Raw genomic sequence first — 23,529 nt, 5'->3', positions numbered from 1 at the left:
TTCGCTCGACACGAAAGGGTTAGGATAGGCCGGACCGTCCGTTATCGGTCGACCCCGGCCACCTGCCCGGAAACCCGCTGCGGGCGAGCTGGTCGGGCACCGCGTCGTCACGCTGGCGCGCGCGCGCCCTAGGCCGGGGAACAGCGACTTGGCGGAAGGGGGCAAGCGGCAATGCGAAAGGGCGGCAAGCCGCCACTTTCCGGCCGAAACCCCGATTGCCAGATGCTATATCAGTAATTCACCGTCATCGCGATCAAGCCGAATGTCCACGCGACATATAGCGGCATGATCGTCGCAAGCAGCAGGAGCGATGCCCAGAGGATGCGAAACCAGCCGCGCTTTTCGCGGGTCGCGATCCGCAGGTTCCACGTCGCGAGCGCGGCGCTTCCGACCAGGATGACCAGTCCGCCGATCTGGAGGAACCACAGCCAGGGATCATAGGACGGCAGCGCCTTCAGCGTCGATATGCTGACAATCCAGGCGATGACCAGTGCGAGCACCAACCCGGCGGCGACGCGGACGCCGCGATAGACACGCAGCGCCCGGGGCTGAAGCATCAGCGGCGCCTGAAAGCGACGGCGGATGAGCGCCGCGACGGGCCACTGGAGGACGGTGATCAACAGGATGCCCAGGCTGCCATACATCGCGGGCATGATCCACGCGGCCGATTTCGACACCGGCGCCCGGTCGAAAACCATGAACGGCGAGAGGCCGTCGATGCTCCAGCGCACGACCCGCCCGTCGACGACCTGCGCAGCGAGGCGACCGTGACCATTGGCATTGTGCCACACGAACGGCGATGTCTCGACCCAATTTGCCGGCTTGCCGTTCAGGTCGCGCGCGGCGGGGACGATGAGTTCGCCCTTGGGACCGACGCTGATCTTGACCTGCCCGAGCAACGAGGCGATCGCGTAGAAGTTGGTTTCGGCGCGGCGGCTGTTGAGCCAGTTACCGACGAGCATCTTCGCATGTTCGGCCGACGTCTTCGCATCGACGCGCGTGCTCGGCATTTCGCCACCGGGGAAATAGCGGTCGGCGAAATCCTCGAACAAGGCGCGGCGAACCGGACCGACCGAGCCCTGCTCGCCGGTCGCGTTGAACGACATATAGAGGCCGACATCCTCGTCCAGGAACAGGTGCAGCGCGGTGTGGAACAGCTGCGGGTCACCCAGATGCGCGATCACCTGGCGACCGTTGATGTTGGTTTCAAAGAAACCCAGCTCCATGCGGTTGAGCGGCGGCAGGATGGTCAGCGGCGTGTCGTGCATCATCCGTGCGGTTGCGGGCTTCATCAGCCCGGCGCCTTGATCGAGATGCGCGATCATGAATTTCGCCATGTCGGCGCCGGTCGAGGAGAGGCCGCCAGCGGGCGACGGGCCGACGATTTCAAACTTCGACGGCCCCGCCGAAAGCTGGCGATAGCCCGTCGCCATCCACGGCGCGAAGCGCCCAGGCAGCGGCTGGCGAAAGGTCGATTGCGCCATGCCGAGCGGGCGGAAAATACGCTGTTCGACATAATCGTCGAACGGCATTTTCGTCACGCGTTCGACAATATAACCCGCAAGCGCGGTGCCATAGTTGGAATAGGAGGGCGTCGTCCCCGGCGTATAAATGCGGCTCGGAATGCCGCCCTTCACCAGTTCGCCGAGCGGGATCTGGAATTTCCTGTCCTCGAACATGGTCAGCTTGCCATGTTCCTCGAACCCCGCGGTGTGCGTCATCAGCTGACGCATGGTCGCAGGCTTGCCGTCCTTCAGCGGGATTTTGAAATCGAGGTAGGTGTTGACGTCGGCGTCGAGGTCGATCTTGCCCGCCTCGACCTGCTGCATCACCGCGGTCCAGGTGAACAGCTTCGACACCGAACCGGGGCGGAACATGGTGCGCGCGGGATCGACGGGCGTGCGCTTGGCGGCGTCGGCATAGCCGAAGCCGCGCTGCGTCAGCACCTGTCCATCCTTGACCACGACGACGACCGCGCCGGCCAGGTCACCGCGCCGAAGCGCGAAGGGCATGAAGCCGTCGAGCCAGCGATCGACATCCTGTTTCGTCAGCCCCGCCGCCCCCGGCGCGGGCGTAGCGGGCGTCGACGCTGGCGCGGGTGCCGTCGGAACCGATGCGCGGGTCGGCGCCAGCGGTGCCGCCGGCTTCGACGCCGCGGTGCCCAGCATCATGACCAGCGGCAGCAGCGCCAACAGCTTGAACGAGCGCATCGTCATTCTGCCGCCGCCCGCATCACGACGCCGCGCGCCATGACGAAACCCATGGTTTCCAGCGCCCGCACGTCGTTCAGCGGATCGCCCTTCACCGCCACGATGTCGGCCGATTTCCCGGCGGCGATCGTGCCGATTTCGGTTTCGAGCCCGGCATGCGCTGCCGCCCATACCGTCGCGGACTTGATCGTCTCCAGCGGTGTCAGCCCGGCCTTCACCATCAGCGCAAATTCGCGGGCATTGTCGCCATGCGCCGACACCGCGCTGTCCGTTCCGAACGCGATGCGCACCCCGCCTTGGTGGGCACGGCGCAACGCATCGACCATCAGCGGACCGACGGTGCGCGCCTTGGCGCGCACGGCGGCGGGCATCCATGCCGCTTCTTCGGCCTGCCGCGCGACGGTGTCGCCCGCCAGCAGGGTGGGAACCAGGTAACTGCCCTTCGCCTTGAACAGCCGGATCGATTCGGCGTCCAGATACGTGCCATGCTCGACCGAATCGACCCCGGCGCGCAGCGCGGCGTTGACGCCATCGGTGCCATGGGCGTGTGCCGCGACCTTGCGGCCGAGACGGTGCGCAGTGTCGACGATGGCCGTCAGTTCGGCATCGCTCATCTGCTGGCCGAGCCCCGCCGCGGTGTTCGACATCACGCCGCCGGTCGACGCGGTCTTGATGACGTCGGCGCCCTGCTGCACCGCGAGGCGCACCGCGCGCGCGCAATCGTCGGCCCCCGAACACAGCGTGGGCGATCGGAACAGGTCGATGATTTCCTGACGATAGCCATGGACATCGCCGTGCCCGCCATGCGCCGCGACCCCGCCCGCGGCGATGATCCGCGGCCCGGCGACCTTGCCCGCCGCGGTCGCATCGCGCAGCGCGTTGATCGCCTGCGGATCGGACCCCAGATCGACCACGGTCGTGAACCCCGCGCGCACCGTCCTTTTGGCAAAGACGATCCCGTCGAACGCCTGGTCGACCGCCGATTTGGTCACCGCGTCGAGTCGGCTCGTCGGGCTCGATTCAAAGGTCAGGTGGACATGGCTGTCGATGAAGCCCGGCATGACGAACTGGTCGCGAAGATCGACGACCTTGCCGTCACCGACGAAACCGTCGCGAATGGCGGCGATCTTTCCCGCCTCGACGACGATGGTCTTGTTCGTTTCGACGCGGCCGCTGGCGGGATCGGCCAGCAACCGCCCGGCGTGGATATAGGTCGCGGTCGGCTCTTGTGCTGCGACCGGCTGGATCAGCGCCACCAACGCCAGTGCGGCAAACATCGTCTTCATCGCGTCTCTCCCTGTCCCTTGTTGCGTTCAGCGTTGCGTTCAGCCGAGGTCGCGGCCCCAGATCGCCTCGCCGCACCAGGCATTGCCGTCCACATATTCGATCGAGGGTGTCCGGTCGGATGCGAGGAAGATCGGCCCGTCCAGATCGACGATGTCGCATAGCTGGCCCAGCACGAAGGCGGGCGCCATCGAGAGGCTGGAGCCGACCATATTGCCGACCATCACCCCCAGCCCCCGTTCGCGGGCGTGCCGGGCAATCGCCAGCCCTTCGGTCAGCCCGCCGCATTTATCGAGCTTGATGTTCACGACATCGAACCGGCCGACCAGCCCGTCGACATCGGCCAGCGTCAGGGCGCTTTCGTCCGCCGCGATCGGGATTGGACATTGGTATCCGGTGAGGTCGGCCTCGCGGCCGCGCGCCAGCGGCTGTTCGAGCAATTTGACGTCGGCGGCGACCAGCGCCGCCACCAGCGCATCGAGGTCACCGATCGCAAAGCCCTGGTTGGCATCGACGCCGATCCAGCATTCGGGCCGCGCCGCGCGCACCGCCTGGACCCGCGCAATGTCGAGGTCGAGGTCGCCGGTGAGCTTGAGCTTGAGCGCGCGCGCCTGGGCGTAGCCGCGCGCTCCGTCGGCCATCGCATCGGGATCGTCGGCACCAAGCGTGAAGGTGGTGCGGAGCGGGCGAGGTTCGGCAAGACCGGCAAGTTCCCAGACCGGAACACCGCTCTTCCGGGCTTCGAGTTCCCACAGCGCGCAGTCGAGCGCGTTGCGCGCGCCGCCCGCGGGGAGCAGCCCCTGCAACGCCTCTCGCGTGATGCCCGCCTCGATCGCCCCGCGCACGCCTTCGATGGCCGCGGTCATCGCGGGCACATCGTCGCCCAGATAATAGACCCCCGACGCCTCGCCGCGCCCGCTATGAACGCCGTCCGACAGCGTCACGAGCACCACCGGCGTGTCGGTGAAGACATGCCCCGAGATACGGAACGGCTTGGCAAGCGGAAGCGATTCGATCGCGAGGTCGAGCGACAGGGCAGCAGTGGTCGTCATCAGATTATCCTTTGTCGGTTCACGGCGCCGACGCGGTCGGCGCAAGCGCCGCCGCGATCCGCGACAGATGTTTGTTCCAGTCGAATATATGGCCTTCGGGCGTCCAGCCGAGACGGACGATCACGGCGTCCTGCGACGGGATCGCCGCGACGATCTGGAAACTATGCCCGCGCGCCATCACGGTATCGGCGGGCAGGTCGGGATAAAGCTTGCGCCGCTCGCCCGCCGGTTCGGGGTGGTTCAGCCACAGCTGCGCGCCATAGACGGGGCGCGGCGCGGCGGCGGTCGGCGCGACCGCAAAATCGATCCATTCGCGCGACAATAATTGCTTGCCGCCGATCTTGCCCTTGTTGAGATGGAGCAGCCCGTAGCGCGCCCAGTCGCGGGCGGTGGCATAGGCGTAGGAGCTGCCGACCTGCACCCCCGTGTCGTCGGGTTCGATCAGGGCGCTGGTCATGCCGGCGGGCGCGAACAGTCGCTTCTGTGCAAAGCGCGTCATGCCGTCCAGCGTCCCGCCGGTCGCCTGAAACACGATGCGGGAGAGGATGTTTGTCGTCCCCGACGAATAGCTCCAGTTCGTGCCGGGCGCGTCCTTCAGCGGCTTGGCCGCCGCCATCGCCCCCATGTCCCCCGCCTCGAACAGCATCTTGATCGAGTCATTGCCGGGGACATAGCTTTCGCTGAAAGTCAGCCCGCTCGACATCGTCAATAGTTGCCGCAGCGTGATCTTCGCGCGCGGGTCGCCCGCGCCTTGCCATTCGGGCACCGGCGCGGGTTCGTCGAGTTTCAGGACGCCGTCATCGACCAACAGCCCGACGAGGCTTCCCATGATGCTCTTCGACGCGGACCAGCCGAGCATCTCGGTGCCCTGGTCGAACCCCGGTGCATAGCGTTCGGCGACGATCGCTCCGCCCTGCACCACGACGATCGCGCGTGTGTCGGGATAGCCGTCCTTATTCTGTTCGTCGAAGGCGGCGGCTACTGCCTTGTCGAGCGCGGCGCGGTCGATCCTCGCTTCGGCCGCGGCTTGCAATTTGGGCACCGGAGCATCGCCGACCGGCCAGGGCTTCGCGGGGTTCCGGCGCATCGGCTTGAGCCGCTTCGCCTGCGTATCGAGCGTTTTGGTCGAGACATCGCCGGTCAGCAGCGTGCAGCCCGCAACCGGGCGATAGAGCGCGGTGCGCGTCGCGGCACCCGGCGCCGATGCGGTCACGGTGCGCGCCTTGCGGTCGATCGCCAGCGTCACCGCCGTCATGAACGGCGCGAACGCGCGGATATCGTCGCGCAGCACATCGGCCTCGGCGCGCTCCGCGACGTAGATGCTGGCGCACGCAATCTGCGCCGCCACGGCGGTGCCAAGATCGTCGGGTGTCGAAATCGCCGGGGCGGCGGCAAGGGCCGGTGCCGACGCGGCAAGCGCCAGAACGAGGGTGAAAACGGACCGCGCCATAGCTCAGACCCCGCAGCTGTGGCGCAGCACCGCGCCGGCCTTGGCGCCGGTGTGTTTGCCGCCCGCGATGGTGACGACACCGTTGACGATGACCGTCTCGATCCCCGTCGGCGACGCGGTCGGCTTGTCCCAGTTCGCGACATCGTCGAGCTTGTCCAAGTCGAACACCACGATATCGGCGCGCATCCCGTCGCGGATCAGCCCGCGGTCGGTCAGCCCCATGCGCTGTGCGGGCCAGCCGGTCATCTTGCGCACTGCATCCTCGAGCGTCAGGACCGGGCGGCGCTTCACATATTCGGCGATGATACGCGGGAAAGTGCCGTAGGCGCGGGGGTGCGGCAGGCCGAGCGCATCCATCTCGCCCGCTTTTTCGGACGCCGCAGCGTCGCTGCCGATGCTGACCCACGGCTGTTTGATCGCGGTTTCAATGTCCTGCTCGCTCATCATGAAATAGAGCGCGACCGAGCGGTTCGGCAGCCCTTCCAGCAAGATGTCCCACGCCACATCGGCCGGGTCGCGGTTCAGCGCCTTGCCGATTTCGGCCAAGCTCTTGCCATGATAGGGGCGATATTTGTCGCTGAACCCGTTGGCGAGCCGCACATTGGCAAAGCCGCCCGACGCGTGGACGAGGTTCGACCAGCCGGGCATCGAGCCCGCGGCGACCTCCTTCTTCATCCGCTCGCGCACCTTGGGATCGCGAAGCCGTTCGATGCCCTTCTGGACGCCGTCGGCCCACACCCAGCTGGGTGCGATGATTTCGAGCCCGGTGCCGCCCGCGGTGTAGGGATAAAGGTCCGCTGCAACATCGACGCCGCGCGCGCGGGCCGCGTTGATCGTCGCCACCGCCTGCGGCATCAGCTTGCCCCAGCCGGGCGCAAAAGCGGCTTTCAGGTGGAAAATCTCGACCTTCACCCCGCCCTTTTCGCCAATCTCGATCGCTTCCTCGATCGCCTGAACCAGGCCCTCGCTTTCGTCGCGCATATGCGTGGCATAGAAGCCGTCGCACTGCGCCGCGACCTTCGCCAGCGTGACGAGGTCGGACGTCGTCTGGAAACTGCTCGGCGGATAGATCAGCGCGCTGGTGATACCGAACGCGCCATTCTCCATCGCTATCTTCACTTCGCGGCCCATCGCCTCCAGCTGAGCGGGTGTCGGCGATCCGGCGCCGTCGCCCATCACCTTCACGCGCGCCTGCGTCGCCGAATAATAGGTGCCATAGTTGACCGAGATGCCCTGTTTTTCCAGCTGGTTGAAATGCGCCGGAATTTCGGCCGCCTCGGCTGGCGGCCCGCCTTCGCCGGCGATGACCGTCGTCACGCCCATCAGCAGCTTGTTCTCGGCCGCGCCATTCTTGACGAGGACGCGGCCCGACTGGTCCATCATGTCGATGAAGCCCGGCGCGACATATCGTCCCGTCGCGTCGATTTCCTTGGCGCCGCGCCCCGTCACCCGGCCGATCCGCGCGACCCGGCCGTCCTTGACCGCGACGTCGGCGCTGACCCAGGGGTTACCCGCGCCATCGAGCACGCGGCCGCCGCGGACCACAATGTCATATTCCGGCGCCGGCGTGTTCGCAGCGAGCAGCAGCGGCAGCATCGACATGGCACCCAAAAGGATCTTACGCTTCATCATCATTCTCCCTGCCGGCGCGGGGGCGCCGATGATTTTCGGTCGGCGGCAACGTCGCCATTTGCGCTGCCCTTGGCGTCGGTCCGGACCGCGTCGATCACCTCGCGCACCGCGGCAATCACGACGTCGGGGCGATCGACCTGGATATAATGGGTGGCGTCAGGCACGATCTGTTGCCGCCCGCGCGTTGAAAATGCCGCCTGCTCGGCGTGGAGCGTCTTCCATTCCTGCTTGAAGCGCGCGCCCTCTTCGGCTTTCAGGCCCAATCCTTCCAGCTGCTCGGGCTTCATCGGCGCCATCGCGGTCAGCACGATCAGCGGCCGGTTGCCAAAACTCCGAACCGCGCGCGCCTGATCCATCGTGCGGTCGAAACCATCGAGTTCGGAGGCTGAACCGCGGATCGACGTGCTCGCATAGGCCGCCGACTTGACCAGCGCCGCGCCCAGCCGCTTGGTCGCGGCCGGGGTCCGAAGCTGCGGCTTGTCGCCGCGCGCAATGACGAAACGGACGATGCCGGTCCACGCCAGCGCCTTGGCCGTGTGGATCAGCGTCGACGCCCGCTTGGGGTGAACGTCGATGCGCACAACCTTCCCCAACCGTGCGACCTGGTCGGGGTGCGACGGATCGACCATCGCCAGCCCGGCCACCTGGTCGCCATATTTGCCCACATAAGTGCGCGTGTAGGGGCCGCCGATCGAATGGCCGACGAGGACCAGCGGATCGGATATACCGGCGCCCTTCAAAAGCTTGTGCAGATCCTCGGTCACCGCGGCGGCATCCTGCGGCCCATCCTTGGCGTCGCTCCACATGATGCCCGCCCGGTCGTATGCGCAGGTGCGCGTGATGCTGGCAATCTCGTCATGGACCAGCGTCCAGTCGGTCGTACCGCCGGTGCCGAGGCCCGATTCCAGGATGACCGTCGGCGACCCGGTGCCGCGGCAATCAATGTGCATCTTGCGCCCGCCGATATCGACCAGCTTTCCGGGCGGCGGATAGGACGCCGCGGCGTTCTTGCGCCCCAGCGCCTCGTAAATCGAACCCACGACGACGAGCAGGACCAACAGCGCGAGCAGCCCCAGCAAGATACGCTTCATCCAGCGCCGGAACCGCGCCCATCCAGTCACTTTCGTCACGTCGCATTCCCCTGCACGGCGGGTTGTGGCTGTTGTTTCCGGCTGCGAACGAGCCGGTACAGGCCAATCGTCAGCAAGGGCGCGACATAGACGGCAAGGAACACCCACGACAAAAAGCGGTAGCCATTGGCGATCAACGTCACGAGGCCGAAGCGATCGGCCAGGAACATGCAGCCGATCAGCAGGGCCGCCGCGATGCCAGCCCGCGCGCGCTTGCCGAGCGGGGCATGCCCCCGCGACCGGCGCGCGGCATCGACGCGCTCGTTAATCGCATGGACCGACCCCGCCCCGCTTTCGAGCAAAGCGGCAAAGATCATGAACTGGAACAGCAAGTGGAACAGCGGCATGTCGAGTTGCCGCAGCATGAAATCCGACGGCAGCGTCTCGTCCATGATGCCCGGATAGAAAGCGATCATCGCAACGAAGAAGAGGATCGCCGGCGCCATCGCGAGCGGCCCCGCGATCAACCCCGAAACGACCGCGTCGCGCTGGCTGGTCAGGTGACGGATGACGGGCAGGATCACGACCGCGCCGATGACATTATAGCCGGTATAGGTCAGTCCGCCGAGGAGCCAGCCCTCCGAGGGCGCCGGAATGGCGAAGCGCGCCGCAATCTCTTCGCCGAAACTGCCGAGTGCGAGGACCATGAACAGCGCGTAGACGCCGTAAAGCAGGAAGGAGACATATTTGAACAGGCCCTCGACCGACGCATTGCCAAAGGTCACGAACAGCGCGATCGACGCCGCGAGGACGGCGGTGCCCACGAGCGGCGGCCAGCCGAAAATCGACGCACCGATCTCGCCCGCCGCGGCACCGAACACCGCGAGCACCAGCGTCACGAGGAGGACATAGCCGATCTCGAAGAGAATCCAGCCGCGACCAAGCAGTTCTTCAAAAAAGCTTCGATAATCGAACGCCTGCACCGCGCGCGCGAACGCAAAGGTCGTGGCGCAGATAAGACTCCACAACAGCATCGCAAGCAGCATCGCCGCCAGGCCGCCCCACGGCCCGCTGGGCAGGAAAAATTCCGCAAGCTCGCGCCCCGTGGCATAGCCGCCGCCGATGACAACGGCTTTGAACGCGAACCCCGGCAACAGGAAACGCTGGAACCACGAGGAACCAGCGCCATCTGCCGGGGCGGCCGCCACGCTCATGCGAGGCAGCTGTCCACCAGGCGGGCAAAGGCGTCGCCGCCGCGGATCGGGTCGGCGACCGGCAATCCCAACCGGCGGCTTTCTTCGGCCATCAGCGCGTTCGCCTCGGCCTCGCCCATGTGCGAGGTGTTGAACGAAAGGCCGGCGCAGCGGATCGCGGGATTGGTCCGCGACCCGAGCCGCAGGTTGAGCCCGATCGTGTCCTCGATCCCCGGCACCGCATAACCCGGCGTGCCGAGCATTTCCGTGCGGCCCGGCTGGTGGCAGACCACGATGACATCGGGCTGGCTGCCGTGGAGCAGGCCGAGCGATACCGCCGCATAGGCGGGGTGCATCAACGAACCCTGCCCTTCGATCACATCCCAATGGTCCGCGGCCGCATCGGGGCTGAGCACTTCCGCCGCCCCGGCTTCAAAATCGGATACCACCGCATCCATCGGAATCCCGCCGCCCGCGATCATGATCCCGGTCTGCCCGCTCGCGCGAAAATCGACGTCGACCGCGCGTGCCGCAAAGGCGCGCGCCAGCGCCAGCGCGGTATATTTCTTGCCCAGCGCGCAATCGGTGCCGACGGTGAGCAGCCGCTTGCCCGAACGCTTGCGCCCCGTTCCGACCGGCAGGCCGCTGGGAGGGTGGCGTATGTCGATCAGTTGCCGCCCGAGCCGCGTCGCGGTGGCGGCCAGCGCCGGGACGTCCGCCAGGCGGATGTGCATTCCGCTGACGATATCCAGCCCGGCTTCGAGGGCTTCGACCAGCGCGGGAACCCAGCTTTCGGCAATCACGCCGCCGCTGTTGGCGACCCCGATGAGCAGCGCGCGCGCGCCGCGTTCAACCGCTGCTGCGGGCGTCAGCACCGGCAGTCCCGTGCTGACCGTCGCGGTAGGCAGGGCATATTCGCCGACGCATTTTTCCGGCGCCCAGTCGCGCAAGCCATAAGCCGTCTTGGCGAAGCCCGGCTCCGTCGTATCGCCGAGGAACAGCAGATAAGGCTGCGGCAGATGCAAGGCGCCACCAGCGGTGTCGAGGGAGGTTTGGATGTTCACGTCTCTCACCAATAATCGGGGAAGGGCTGACGGCGCGTTGACGGCGCCGGGAACGACCCTTTTCCTGTTGACCTGTTCGGGACATTATTTTCAGATTTTGATAATTGCAATAGAAATGGAGAATTTTCTTTGAAGCGGGCGCAGGCGGCCGCCTTTCCGGACGACCTGCGCGCCATCAAAAGCGGGTGCCGAAGCCGATCAGGTGAAAGCCGACACCGACCCACAGCAAAACGACCGCCGCGATCAGCATGACGATGCCCCAGAATTTGGCGAAACGGCCGCGGGCTTCGGTCCAGACGTGCCGGATATTCCAGACCGCGCTGGCGAACAGGCCCAGAAACGCAACCGGGGTCACGAGCTGGAGCGCGATCAGCACGCCGTCGAGTTCGCCGTTCAAGGACGAGAAATCGCGCACGAGCCGCGAGACGAACAATATCCATCCGGCGACGACCGCCACGGCAAGCGCGGCGAAACCGCGCGTGAGCCGATAGCTTTTGCGTGCCGCGGGTGAGAGGCCGGACGCGACGCCATAACGCCGCCGCACGAGCGCCGCCGCGGGCCAGGCGATCGCGGTCAGCAGCAGCGCGCCGAGGCTGACCAGGAAGGCGGGGGTCAGCCACGCGGTCGACAGATACCAGGGCACCCGGTCGAACGCGACATAGGGCGATCCCGAATCGAGGCTGAACCGGACGACCCGGCCATTGTCGACCTGGGCGGCGAGGCGCATCTTGCCGCCCAGCTCGCGCCAGACGAACGGTTCGATTTCGACCCATTTCCGGGCTTGTCCGCCCAGCCCCGGCGACAGGCTCAGCACGATCCCACCTTCGGCATCAAGGCTGACTTTCACCTGTCCGGCCAGTTCCATCGCTTTCAGGAAGCTCGATTCCAGGCGGCGGGTCTTGTTATAGGTGCCGACCATCAGCCGCGCATGGTCGCGCGCCGTCCGGGCATCGACGCGCCCGTCGCGCAGCGTAAACGGGAAATAGCGGTCGGCGAAGGCGTCGAACAAATGGCTGCGGATCGGCCCCGACACATTCTGCCTGCCCGCCGCGTTCATCGACATATAGATGCCGACCTTCTCTTCGGGGAAAATCCACAGCTGGCTATGAAAGTTCAGGCTGTCGCCCGCGTGCGAGAGCGCCTTGCGGCCGTTGATATTCTGTTCGTAGAAACCGAGCGCCATGCCGTTGAGCGGCGGGATCAGGCGCAGGATCGTGCGATGCATCTGCGCCGCGGTCGCGGGTTTCATCAACGCCCCGCCATCGGCCAGATGCGCGATCATAAAACGCCCCATGTCGGCACCCGAAGCGGTCATTCCGCCCGACGGCGAAAGGCTGCTCAGCTCGAACGGCCCCGGCTTGCCGGACCCCAGCATATAGCCGCTCGCCATCAGCGGCCGCAGCGAGGCGGGAAGCGGCTGGCGAAAGCTCGATCGCGTCATGCCCGCGGGAGTAAAAATGTGCCGCTCGACATAATCGTCGAACGAAAGCCCCGATACGCGCTCGACGATATAGCCGGCCAGCGATGTGCCGAAGTTGGAATAGGCCGGCGTCGTTCCCGGCGCAAAGATGCGATACGGCACCTGGCGCTTCAGCGCCGCTCCCAGCGACGGGACCTTTGCCGGGTCATAGCTGTTGAGCCCGCGCTGCACCTCCTCAAAGCCTGCGGTGTGCGTCATCAGGTTCCGCATCGTAACCGGCTTGCCGTCGAAGGCCGGAATCCGGAAATCGAGATAGGCGTTCACATCGCGGTCGAGATCGATCTTGCCCTGCTCGACGAGCTGCATCACGGCGGTCCAGGTGACCAGTTTCGACACCGATGCCTGTCGAAAGAGCGTCGTTTCGGGATCGACCGGCCGCCGCGTCGCGACATCGGCAAAACCGAAACCGCGCTGCGTCAGCACCGCGCCATCCTTGACCACCACGACCACCGCACCCGCCGCATCGCCGCGCTTCAGCGCATAGAGCATATAGCCGTCGAGCCATGCGTCGAGGTCAGCTTTCTCCAAGCGGGGTATCGCCGGGATTGCGGCCGGACGCGCCAAGGCATCAGCCGTTATCGGACCCCCGCACAGGACGAACAAGACCGCGCCCAGCCATCCCCACAAACTCCGGCCCCGCATTCGCTCCCCCTTTTTCCCGACGGCGGCCATCTGCCGCTTACAAATTTCTCAATTTGAAATATTTTCAATTTTGAGCATAAACATCCTGTTTGGAAATTTGTCAACGGCGCGCACGGCCATCAATCCCACGCCCGGCGGGAACAGGATGCAGCAGCCGAAGCCGCACAGTTTTCGATCGATGAAAAAGATCCCGGCCGCGTCCGGCGGACCGGCCCGTCTGCGGCGCAGGCGCCGGTTCAGTCCGTCAGCTGTTTTTCGCCCTCAATCGGATGGAGCACCGATTTCAGATCGGCGTCGGTCGCCGAACAGACCGACAAAATGCGGCAGGGGCCGTCGCCGACAGCGACATAGCCATGCCCCATCGACGCGTCGAAATAGACCGAATCGCCCTTCTGGAGCAGCGAGGGTGCGTAGATGTCGCTGTGAAACTCGCACTCGCCTTCCAGAACGAGAACATATTCCTCGCCCGAATGGCGCATCAAATCCCCGAAATCCTCGATCGAGCGCACTTTGATGTCGATGATCATCGGGTTGAGAAGCTTGTTGAGAAGGTCCGCCGACGGATAGGTATAATTATAGGTCGCGGTCTGGATCGACGGCCCCTCGCCCGCGGGGGTGATGCTGCGGCGTCCGGTGGCGGTGTGCGTCGCGGCGGGCAAGGCCGTCGCCGCGGCGAAAAGCCGGGTGATGTCGATTTCGAGTCCCTGGCTCAGGCGCAGCAGCTTTTCATAGCTGAGCGACATCTTGCCTGTTTCAATCTTTGACAAAGTTGAAACAGGGATGCGAGTCCGCTCGCTGACGTCCGCGAGAGTCCAGCCCCGTTCGATCCGCAATTCGCGAAGGAATGTCCCCGGATTGCTGTCCACGGCGGTCCGGCGCTCGCCTCCCGGCGAACGTGACTGGCCCGCTGGCGACGCCTCGGTCCTTTCCATCGTTTTTCTCATCTAGCACATATTTGCGCATTTCGCCCGTCGATCAAGCGCCGATGACGTCAATCCGCGCGATCCCGACCCAGAAAGCGCGCGCTTCAGATCGGGTCATAGGGAAAAACATGCGCCGACACCTCGTCTGCGCGCGCAAAATCGGGGCGGAAGGCCGGAATCAACTCGTCGGCGATGGCTTGCGCCGTCCATCCTTCGATTTTTGCCATCGACCGGATCGGCCGCGGCTTGGAAAACAGCAATATCTCGTTTTTGCGCACACTGAAAATCTGGTTGGTCACATCCTTGGCGCGATCGGACGCAAGATAGGCGACGAGCGGCGCGATCTTGTCCGCCGACATTTCCTGGAGGCGCTTGACGCGCTCCTGCTGCTCGGGCGTTTCGGCGGGGATCGACGAGGTCATCCGGCTCCACGCAAAGGGCGCGATGCAGTTGGACCGCACCCCGACGCGCGCCATGTCGAGCGCGATCGATTGCGACAGGGCGACGACGCCCAGCTTGGCCGCCGCATAATTGGCCTGTCCCAGATTGCCGATCAGCCCGCTGGTCGAGGTGAAATGAATGAAGCTGCCCGACTGCTGTTCCCGAAAATAGGGCGTGGCGGCTTTCGACACGTTGAAAACGCCGGTCAGGTTGACCTCGATGACGCTTTTCCAGTCCTCGTAACTCATCTTGTGCCAGATGGTATCGCGCAGGATGCCCGCGTTGTTGACGACCGCGTCGATGCGGCCGAAGCGCGCCACGGCGTCGTCGATGATGCTCGCGGCCTCTTTGGGATCGGCGACATTGCCGAAATTCGCCGTGGCGCGGCCGCCCGCCGCGACGATGTCGTTGGCGGTCGCCTCGGCCGGGGCGGCGTCGCCACCGTCGCCTGCTTGCGCGACGCCGGGGTCGTTGACGATGACCGCCGCACCCTCCGCCGCACAGTGCAGCGCGAGTTCGCGCCCGATGCCGCGACCCGCGCCGGTAATCGCCACCACCTTGCCGTCCAATATCCTCGCCATACGCTCTCCTCTTCCAGGCCGCGCGTAAGGGCACCGCCGCTCCATTTCAACGGCTCCATCGCCGGCCGCCCGTCCGAACCGGCAGCACACCCCTTCCCGGCCAACCGCAAGCGGCGTATAGGCGATCGTCCCTGGGCCTTGCGCCTTCATTCTTCCGGACAGGATCGCCCCATGTCGTGGCCGACGGGTACGCGCGCACTTCTGCTCCACAATGCCAAAGCCCGGCAGGGCGAAAGCGCATTGCAGCCGGTGCGCGACCGGCTCGCAGCCGGCGGGCTGGCGGTCACCGTCGAGCCGTTTGAGAATCTTCCCGAAATCGCCCGCGACATCGCCCGGCTGCACCGCGAGGCCGATCTGATCGTCGTGTGCGGCGGCGACGGCTCGATCTCGTCCGCGGCACCGGCCGTTATCGAAAGCGGCTTGCCGCTCGGTATCATTCCGGCGGGAACCGCCAACGACCTCGCGCGGACCGTTTCGATTCCCCTCGACTTTGCCGCCGCCGCCGATGTGATTGCGGCCGGACACCGGCGGCGGATCGACGTCGGCATGGTCAACGGCCATGCCTTTTTCAACGTCGCGAGCATCGGCCTCAGCAGCGAACTGGCCCAGAAACTGGACCCGGCGATCAAGAAGCGATTTGGCCGCCTGGGTTATACCGTTGCCGCGCTGCGCATATTGGCGGGCGCCAAGCGATTCCGGGCGCGGATTACCGAAAAGGGCCGCAGCACGACGGTCGGAACCTATCAGATCGCGATCGGCAACGGACGCCTGTATGGCGGCGGCAATGTGGTCGAGGAACAGGCCGCGATCGACGACGGCCATCTCGATCTCTACAGCCTCGAAATGCGGAATTTGTGGAAACTTGCGCTGATGCTGCGCGCGTTCCGGTCGGGAACGCACGGCGCCTGGAAAGAGGTTCGCACCGCCAAATGCGTCGCGTTCGACATCGAGACGCGGCGCCCGATGCCGATCAACACCGACGGCGAGATCGTCACCGCGACCCCGGCCCATTTTCGTGTGCTGCCGCGCGCGATAACGGTGCTGGTGCCCGCCGCCGAAGCCGAGATCGAGGCAGCGCGCCCCTTCCCGCTCTATCACCGCTGACCCTGCGCGCGCGATGAGGTCGCGGCGTCGCGGCACCTTGCGCCGCGCGTTCCTGCCCTTGCCGCGCGCCGACTGACAGCGTCCCGCCATCTTTCGGATCGGCCGCGCTGCGCCATCATCCATACTTGACTAATCGGTCAGTTTTGATTTATCTGACCAAATAGTCATAAACAGGCGGGCGGGGGTAGATCATGCCATTGATCAAGGTCGAAGACATGGCGCATGTGCGCTTTGCGGCGCCCGACCTTGCCGCGATGCGCGCATTTCTCGAAGATTTCGGGATGACCGTTTTCGAGGAGGGCGGCCGCCTCTATGGCAAGGGCAGCGATGGTCGCCCCTTCGTCCACGTCACCGAGCGCGGCGACGCGCGGTTTCTGGCGATCGGACTGCGGGCCGAAACGATCGCCGATCTCGACCGGCTGGCGGCGGCGGAAGGCGTGCCGGTCGAAGACCTGGATGCCCCCGGCGGAGGCCGCATCGTGCGGCTGACCGATCCCGACGGTTATAGCGTCGAAATCGTCGCCGGGCAGGCGAAGGGTCGGGCAGCGCCCGTTTTTCCGGATCCGCCGCGCAACACCGCCGCCGCGAAACCCCGCTTTCGCAATAGCGTGCGGCTCGATGCCGCCCCGGCGCATGTCCGCCGTATCGGCCATGCGGTGCTGAGGGTGAGCGATTTTCGCGCATCGGAAGCCTGGTACAAGGATCGTTTCGGTTTCCTGACGTCCGACGAGGTCGAGGCCGCAAAGGATGTGCCGCTCGGCGCCTTCATGCGCTGCGACCGCGGCGACAAGCCCGCCGATCATCACACGCTGTTCCTGGCGCAGTTGCCGGGCGAACCCGGCCTGCTGCACGCCGCGTTCGAGGTCGCCAATTTCGACGATCTGATGCTGGGCCACCAATATTTGAAGGCAAGGAAACGCCAGCCGGCGTGGGGGGTCGGTCGTCACATCATGGGCAGCCAGATCTTCGACTATTGGAAGGACCCGTTCGGCAATGAACTCGAACATTGGACCGACGGCGACCTGTTTACTGCGGACGATCCGCCGCAAAAGCTGCCGATGAGCGCCCTGCTCGCGGTGCAATGGGGCAGCCCGCATCCGATGCTCGCCGGCAAAAGACCGCCGCCGCCCGCCCTGATCGCCTTCATCACCGCCTTGCAATTGCGCCTCAAGCGGCTGTTCCGCCGCCGGGCAAAAGGAATCTCTGCATGAAACTCGCCACTTATACCGCCAATGGGCAAACCCGCACCGGCATCGTCGTCGGGGACCGGGTGATCGATACCGGCATCGATGGCACGATGATCGACCTGATCCGCGACTGGGAGAGGCTGAAACCGGGACTGGAGGCAAAGGCAGCCGCGGGCGGCGGCGTGCCGCTGTCGTCGGTCAAGCTGGAAGCGCCGGTGCAGCGGCCGGGGAAGATCTTCGCCATCGGGCTCAACTACGCCGACCATATTGCCGAATCGCAGATGGCGACGCCCGAACGGCAGGTCTGGTTCACCAAGGCACAGACCAGCGTCAATGGCCCCCATGATCCGATCGAGATCGCCAGGGGCACGATGACCGCCGACTATGAGGTCGAACTTGTCGCCATTATCGGCAAGGGCGGCAAACATATCGCGGCATCGGACGCGCCCGCCGCGATCTTCGGCTATTGCGTGGGCAACGACGTGACCGAACGCATGTGGCAGCACGCGGTGCCGCAATGGTCGCTCGGCAAAAGCTTTGACACGCATGCGCCGATGGGGCCGTGGATCGTCACCGCCGACGAAGTGGGTGACCCCCACGCGCTGGGATTGCGCTGTTTCGTCAATGGCGAAAAGCGGCAGGATTCGGACACCAGCCACCTGGTCTTCGACATCTGGCAACAGGTCGAACATCTGTCGGTCGGCATGACGCTGGAGCCGGGCGACATCCTGTTCACCGGAACGCCGGGGGGCATCGGCGCCGCGATGGACCCGCGTCGGTTCCTGAAGGCAGGCGACGTCGTGCGCTGCGAAATCGACGGCATCGGCGCGATCGAGGCCACCATGGTCGCCGAAGGCTGAGGCGCCGATGGTCCGCAAAACCCTGTACGCGGCGCTGGCGCTCGTCATCGGCCTCGCATTGATCGGCTACCTCGGCCGCGATCGCCTGATCGACGCGTCGATCCGCGGCAAGCTCCAAGAACAGCCCGACATGGCCTTTGTCGCGAACGACGGACGCATCCGCGTGCTGCTATGTGGCACCGGCTCCCCCGAAGTCAGCGCCGCAAAGGCGCAGGCTTGCACGCTGGTGTCGGCGGGCGGGCGGATGTTCCTGTTCGACGTCGGCGATGGCGCGGTGCGGTCGCTCGAACAATCGCATGTTCCGCTGAACAGGCTGGAACGGGTCTTTATCACCCATTTCCATTCGGACCATTTCAACGATCTCGGCACGCTGATCAACGCCGGCTGGATTTGGGGACGAACGACGCCGCTTGAGGTCGAAGGGCCGGTCGGGATGCGCGCCGTGCTCGACGGGTTCGCGCAAAGCTATGCGCTCGACGAAGGCTATCGCAGCGCCAACATGCCGCATCTGGCCGAACGGCGCGGCGTCGCGTTCGGCAAGCCGTTGGAAGTGGCATTTACCGACGGCCAGCGCAGGGTCCGGGTCTATGACAAGGACGGCGTCACCATCGACGCCGCGCTCGTCGCGCACGACCCGGTCGCGCCGGCCCTCGGCTATGTCTTTCGATATCGCGGCAAGAAAATCTTCGTCAGCGGCGATACCGAAGTCAGCCCGGTCAACATGGATGCGATGCGCGGGGCCGACCTCGCCGTCCACGAATCCTATGCCGCGCATATGGTGCGGCGCGCCGTTCCGCAGATGAAGGCGCTGGGGATGCAGTTCGAGGCCGAAGTCGCGACGCGCACCATGCCCTATCACGCCGACAATATCGCGCTCGCGAAGCAGGCACAGGCGGCAGGCGTCAAGCATCTGCTGCTTACCCACCTGATCCCCTATCCCGACAATTTTGTCGTGCGGCGCCTCTATGTCGAGGGGATGGCCGATTACTATAAGGGCAAGCTGACCGTCGGGCAGGACGGGATGGTGATCATCCTGTGACGACCGCGGTGCGATGCGTCGGGGGAAGCGCGCGATGAGCGGGTTCGACTGCGACGTGCTGATCGTCGGCGGCGGCCCGACCGGGGTCACGCTCGCGATCCTGCTGGCAAGGCGCGGGGTGCGCGTTCTCGTCGCCGAGAAGGAGGCGGCCATCTACCCCCTCCCCCGCGCCGCGCACATCGACCATGAAGGCATGCGTATCCTGCAAGAGGCGGGGGCGGCCGACGCGGTGTTTGCGACCAGTCGCCGCGTCGCGCGCTACGACTTCCTGAACGCAAAGGGCGCGGTGCTGCTAAGCTTCGGCAGGTCCGACCAGATCGGCGCCGGCGGGTGGCCGGCCGCCAACATGATCCACCAGCCGTCGGTCGAGGCGGCGCTGCGCCAGTCGCTGGCCGGATTGGACCCCGCGGCGCTGAAGGGCCGGTGGACCCTCCAATCCTTTGCCGAGGACGACGATGGCCTGCGCGCGCAGATCGCGACGCCGGATGGCGAACGCACGGTCCGGACGCGCTATCTCGTCGGCGCCGACGGCGCCCGTTCGCCGGTTCGCGAGGCGTCGGGAATCGCCTTTGAGGATCTGGCGTTCGAGGAACCCTGGCTGGTCGTCGATGTGCTGGTCGACGATCATTCGCGGTTGCCCGCAGCCAATATGCAGATCTGCAACCCCGATCGGCCGACGACCTGCGTTCTGATGGGCGAAGGGCGGCACCGCTGGGAATTCATGATCAAGCCCGGCGAGACCGCCGAACAGGTCAGCGACGATCGCTTCGTCGAAAAGTTGCTCGCGCCCTGGAACGTCACCGGGGCAGTGCGGATCGAACGCAAGGCGGTCTATACCTTCCGTGCCCGCGTCGCCGACCGCTGGCGCAGGGGCCGCATCCTGCTGGCGGGCGACGCCGCGCACCAGACCCCGCCCTTTGCCGGACAAGGGATGTGTTCGGGATTGCGCGACGCCGCCAATCTCGGCTGGAAACTGGCGGCGGTGGTGAAAGGGCAGGCCACCGATGCGCTGCTCGACAGTTACCAGCCCGAACGGGCGCCGCACCTGCGCGCCACGATCCGGATGGCGATCATGATGGGGCGGATGGTCTGCACCACCAGCAAATGGGCCGCCTTCCGACGCGACCTGACCTTCAAACTGGCGCGCCTGCTTCGCAAACTGCCGGAAGGGCCGTCTGCCTATCCGCCGATTTCGACCGGCACGATCCTGACAGGCAGCCCAGCGGCGGGCAGCTATTTCCCGCAGCCGGTGGCCGCCGATGGCGCCCGCCTCGACGACGTGCTCGGCGCCGACCATTGGTTGATTTCGCGTGCCGACCTCGACGCGCCTCGTCTTGCCTCCTTCGCGGCAACCCTGTCCCTCTGGTTCGATAAACATCGCGCAGAAGCGGTGCTCGTCCGGCCCGACCGCTATGTGTTCGGAACGGGATCGCCGCAAATGCTGCGATCGGCGTGGGCCGGTTTCGTCGATAAGGACATCGACAGCAGCCCATTGGCGACGGGAGATTAGTCCGGGCCGCGCGAAAGTGCGCGGCCCGGTGGAAAGCGTTCAATCCATTGTCGTTTTGAAGCTCGGCGGGAATACGCAGGGCCCACATCCAGGTTCCCCAACGCGCATCTTATGTCCACGCGACGAAGGCCTGGCGGTGTCGGCCGGGGGGTTTTCTTCGATCGGCAGGTCATGGGCCATGCACGCGATCGGATGACGCAATTCGGGCGATGCTTGCCCGCGCGGCTGATTATATGATAGTCATCATATAAAGGGGTCAGCGATGCGATATGCCGATAGTCACAAGGCCGGATCAAGAAGCCGCATTCTGAAGGCTGCGGCCCAGCAGCTTCGCGCCAGGGGACTCCACAAGGTGTCGGTTGCGGATGTGATGTCCGACGCTGGACTGACGCACGGCGCCTTTTACGCGCATTTCGGTTCCAAGGATGCGCTGGTTGCGGGAGCGGTGCCGGAGATGTTCGGCGATGCCGGCGACCGCGCCGGCGGAATTGCGGAACTATCGGTGCACGCGGGGGAGGATCTTCGCGCGGCCTTGCGGACTTTCCTGGAAAGCTATCTTTCTGCATCGCATCGCGACAGGCCCGATCGCGGCTGTCCCTTGCCGACCTTGGCGGCCGATATAAGCCGGGCCGACGCGCGCATCCGGGACAATTTCATTGTCGGCCTCAACCGGATGACAGGGCGGATCGCAGACGCATTGTCGCGCCTGCCCCGCACATATCCCGATACCGATGCCAGAATTCTGGTCGCGCAAATCGTCGGCGCCGTCAGCTTGGCACGGGCACTCGGCCCAGGCGCCCCATCCGATGCCATCCTGCGCGATTGCCTCGACGCGAGCATCGAAAGGCTGGGGCTGTGAGCGCCGATGGCGGGGTCATCCACATGGGCAGCGGAGCCGCGCCCGCCGAAGCGGGCATAACCGCTTCTGATCGCGCGCGACCTGCTTCGTCGCCCGACATAAAGGGGGAAATGCTGCTTTCGGGCGCGATACTTCCCACCTTGCTGCGCCTGACCCTGCCGAACCTCATCGCGCTTTGTTCGGCCACGGTCGTTTCCATCGCCGAAACCATTTATGTCGGTTCGCTCGGCGTGGCCGCGCTGGGCGGCATCGCGCTCGCCTTCCCCATCTTCATGTTGATGCAGATGCTTTCCGCCGGAGCGATGGGCGGCACCGTGTCGGGCGCGGTGAGCCGCGCGCTCGGTGCAGGAGACCGCGATCGGGCGCAGGCGCTCGCGCTCTGCTCGCTCGTCATCGCGGCCATATTCGGAATCATATTCACCGCCGCGGTGCTGGCTTTTGGCCCCGCCATATACCGCATTTTGGGCGGATCGGGCGCGGTGCTCGATCAGGCACTCGCCTTCTCCAACGTCGCCGCCTGGGCCATCGTCGGAATCTGGCTGACCAACACCCTCGCGTCCATCGCACGCGGTTCCGGAAACATGGTCGTCCCTGCGGGAACGCTGCTGGCTGCGGGGCTTTGCCAAGTCGTTGTGGGCGGGGTTCTGGGACTGGGCTTGGGACCATTGCCTCGGTTCGGCATCGCGGGCGTGGCCGCGGGCCAGCTCGTGGCGTTCTCCTTCGCCGGCGCTTTCCTCCTGTGGCACCTGAGATCGGGCCAAGCCCGTCTTCCCTTACGCGTCGCAAGCGGACTCTTGTCGATCGAGCGATTCCTCGACATTCTGCGCATCGGCGCGGTTGCGATGCTGTCGCCGCTGCTATCGGTCGCCGCAATCCTGGTCCTCACCGGGCTCGTCGCGCGCTTTGGGCCGCAAGCGCTTGCCGGCTATGGCATTGGGGTACGGCTGGAATTCCTCCTGATCCCGATTGCCTTTTCGGTCGGAGTCGCATCGGTGCCGATGGTCGGGACGGCTATCGGAGCCGCCAACCTTCATCGCGCGCGAAAGATCGCGTGGACCGCGGGCGGCGTGGCGGCGACCGCGCTGGGCCTGCTGGGCATGATCGCCGGCTCCTTCCCCTGGCTCTGGGTCGACTTGTTCACCAGCGTGCCCGTCGTGCGAGACACGGCTTATGCATATTTGCAGATCGCGGCGTTCGGCTTTGCTTTTTTCGGCCTCGGACTTTGCCTCTACTTCGCGTCGCAGGGCGCGGGCCGCGTCGGCGGCGCGATCATCGCCCAAGCGCTGCGCCTGGCCGTCATTATCATCGGCGGCGCGATTCTGGTCGAACGATCGGCTCCTCTATCGGGCGTCTTCGCGCTTTCGGCCGGAGCCATGGTCTTGATGGGCCTTGCAACCGCGCTGTTCGTCCGGCTTAGCCGGTGGGGATGAATGCAGCGGGGCTGCGGGACGAATTGGCGAAGGGTCAATCGCCCGGCTCGACGACCGCAAGGCGATCAAACGCGACCCGAAGCCCGGCTATTGGGTCCAGGTCGTCGGCGGCATCATCGCCCGCAACCGGACCGAAATGCGCGAAGGCGATGGCGCCGCGATCACCCTCGAAAATACGCTTTTCATCGACGCCGACACCGAAGCCGAAATCCGGCTCATCGACTTGCCGTAACGGGCCGTTGCAGACCTTTGGCCGCGCCCGGAATATGGCCGTCGCCCTGGGAACAGGGGGTTTTGCTGGCTTCGATTCGGGCCGCGGGTGGACGAATTGCGCGCGCAACAACATGGCTTCACGAACGCGATGCCTACCCGGCAAAATGCTCGCTTCCGAACCCATATCTGGATTCAAATCAAGTGATTGAAATGCAAGGAGAAATGGCGCACCCGAAGGGATTCGAACCCCTGGCCTCTGCCTTCGGAGCTAGAACCACAACGCTACGACAGGCTTACCAATCCAA

The 23,529-nt window shown here is 65.5% G+C and carries 19 protein-coding genes; 8 read left to right on the top strand and 11 right to left on the bottom strand.

The features are described from left to right. Window positions 1-230 precede the first annotated feature (230 nt). From A3E77_RS06625 to A3E77_RS06575, 11 genes are all read right to left on the bottom strand, one after another. The gene (locus A3E77_RS06625) at window positions 231-2,216 is read right to left on the bottom strand and encodes a serine hydrolase domain-containing protein (protein WP_293644306.1); all 1,986 of its coding nucleotides are present in this window, start codon (window positions 2,214-2,216) and stop codon (window positions 231-233) included. After that, entirely contained in the window at window positions 2,213-3,496 is a 1,284-nt protein-coding gene (locus tag A3E77_RS06620) for a metal-dependent hydrolase family protein (protein WP_293644304.1), read from the bottom strand. The genes A3E77_RS06625 and A3E77_RS06620 overlap by 4 nt, the downstream gene beginning before the upstream one ends. A gap of 39 nt (window positions 3,497-3,535) precedes the next feature. Continuing rightward, complete coding sequence (locus tag A3E77_RS06615) at window positions 3,536-4,546, bottom strand: dipeptide epimerase (protein ID WP_293644302.1); 1,011 nt, start codon at window positions 4,544-4,546, stop codon at window positions 3,536-3,538. A gap of 19 nt (window positions 4,547-4,565) precedes the next feature. After that, window positions 4,566-5,996, bottom strand: a complete 1,431-nt coding sequence (locus A3E77_RS06610; RefSeq protein WP_293644300.1) for a serine hydrolase domain-containing protein — start codon at window positions 5,994-5,996, stop codon at window positions 4,566-4,568. Between the two features lie 3 nt (window positions 5,997-5,999). Next, a complete protein-coding gene (locus A3E77_RS06605) occupies window positions 6,000-7,625 on the bottom strand; it encodes an N-acyl-D-amino-acid deacylase family protein (RefSeq protein ID WP_293644298.1) in 1,626 nt (541 codons plus the stop codon). A gap of 2 nt (window positions 7,626-7,627) precedes the next feature. Next, entirely contained in the window at window positions 7,628-8,758 is a 1,131-nt protein-coding gene (locus A3E77_RS06600; RefSeq protein WP_293644296.1) for an alpha/beta fold hydrolase, read from the bottom strand. Then, window positions 8,755-9,912 (bottom strand): YkvI family membrane protein, encoded by a 1,158-nt coding sequence (locus tag A3E77_RS06595; RefSeq protein ID WP_293644294.1) that lies wholly within the window; start codon window positions 9,910-9,912, stop codon window positions 8,755-8,757. Before A3E77_RS06595 ends, A3E77_RS06600 begins: the two co-directional genes overlap by 4 nt. Then, window positions 9,909-10,955: a DUF1611 domain-containing protein gene (locus A3E77_RS06590; RefSeq protein ID WP_293644292.1), complete on the bottom strand. Its 1,047-nt coding sequence runs from the start codon at window positions 10,953-10,955 to the stop codon at window positions 9,909-9,911. Before A3E77_RS06590 ends, A3E77_RS06595 begins: the two co-directional genes overlap by 4 nt. 175 nt (window positions 10,956-11,130) lie before the next feature. Then, window positions 11,131-12,963: a serine hydrolase domain-containing protein gene (locus A3E77_RS06585; protein WP_293644290.1), complete on the bottom strand. Its 1,833-nt coding sequence runs from the start codon at window positions 12,961-12,963 to the stop codon at window positions 11,131-11,133. Between the two features lie 350 nt (window positions 12,964-13,313). Further along, window positions 13,314-14,009, bottom strand: a complete 696-nt coding sequence (locus tag A3E77_RS06580; RefSeq protein WP_293644310.1) for a helix-turn-helix domain-containing protein — start codon at window positions 14,007-14,009, stop codon at window positions 13,314-13,316. Between the two features lie 95 nt (window positions 14,010-14,104). Then, complete coding sequence (locus tag A3E77_RS06575; RefSeq protein ID WP_293644288.1) at window positions 14,105-15,022, bottom strand: SDR family NAD(P)-dependent oxidoreductase; 918 nt, start codon at window positions 15,020-15,022, stop codon at window positions 14,105-14,107. A gap of 171 nt (window positions 15,023-15,193) precedes the next feature. Here A3E77_RS06575 and A3E77_RS06570 point away from each other — a divergent pair, with 171 nt between their 5' ends. From A3E77_RS06570 to A3E77_RS19420, 8 genes are all read left to right on the top strand, one after another. Beyond that, window positions 15,194-16,126 (top strand): lipid kinase, encoded by a 933-nt coding sequence (locus A3E77_RS06570; protein WP_293644286.1) that lies wholly within the window; start codon window positions 15,194-15,196, stop codon window positions 16,124-16,126. Between the two features lie 191 nt (window positions 16,127-16,317). Continuing rightward, the gene (locus A3E77_RS06565; protein WP_293644284.1) at window positions 16,318-17,337 is read left to right on the top strand and encodes a VOC family protein; all 1,020 of its coding nucleotides are present in this window, start codon (window positions 16,318-16,320) and stop codon (window positions 17,335-17,337) included. Then, the gene (locus A3E77_RS06560) at window positions 17,334-18,173 is read left to right on the top strand and encodes a fumarylacetoacetate hydrolase family protein (RefSeq protein WP_293644282.1); all 840 of its coding nucleotides are present in this window, start codon (window positions 17,334-17,336) and stop codon (window positions 18,171-18,173) included. Before A3E77_RS06565 ends, A3E77_RS06560 begins: the two co-directional genes overlap by 4 nt. Window positions 18,174-18,180: 7 nt before the next feature. Continuing rightward, a complete protein-coding gene (locus A3E77_RS06555; protein WP_293644280.1) occupies window positions 18,181-19,212 on the top strand; it encodes an MBL fold metallo-hydrolase in 1,032 nt (343 codons plus the stop codon). A 34-nt stretch (window positions 19,213-19,246) separates the two neighbouring features. Then, window positions 19,247-20,722 (top strand): bifunctional 3-(3-hydroxy-phenyl)propionate/3-hydroxycinnamic acid hydroxylase MhpA, encoded by a 1,476-nt coding sequence (gene mhpA / locus A3E77_RS06550; protein ID WP_293644278.1) that lies wholly within the window; start codon window positions 19,247-19,249, stop codon window positions 20,720-20,722. A gap of 262 nt (window positions 20,723-20,984) precedes the next feature. Continuing rightward, window positions 20,985-21,581, top strand: coding sequence for a TetR/AcrR family transcriptional regulator (locus A3E77_RS06545; RefSeq protein WP_293644276.1), 597 nt, complete (start codon window positions 20,985-20,987; stop codon window positions 21,579-21,581). Further along, window positions 21,578-23,011, top strand: coding sequence for an MATE family efflux transporter (locus A3E77_RS06540; protein ID WP_293644274.1), 1,434 nt, complete (start codon window positions 21,578-21,580; stop codon window positions 23,009-23,011). The genes A3E77_RS06545 and A3E77_RS06540 overlap by 4 nt, the downstream gene beginning before the upstream one ends. After that, complete coding sequence (locus tag A3E77_RS19420; RefSeq protein WP_366652617.1) at window positions 22,971-23,243, top strand: pirin family protein; 273 nt, start codon at window positions 22,971-22,973, stop codon at window positions 23,241-23,243. Before A3E77_RS06540 ends, A3E77_RS19420 begins: the two co-directional genes overlap by 41 nt. Window positions 23,244-23,529 lie beyond the last annotated feature (286 nt).

The organism is Sphingopyxis sp. RIFCSPHIGHO2_12_FULL_65_19, from assembly GCF_001830555.1.
GTDB lineage: Bacteria > Pseudomonadota > Alphaproteobacteria > Sphingomonadales > Sphingomonadaceae > Sphingopyxis.
Note: the sequence above shows the minus strand (reverse complement) of the source record. Positions and strands in the feature narration are given on the sequence as shown.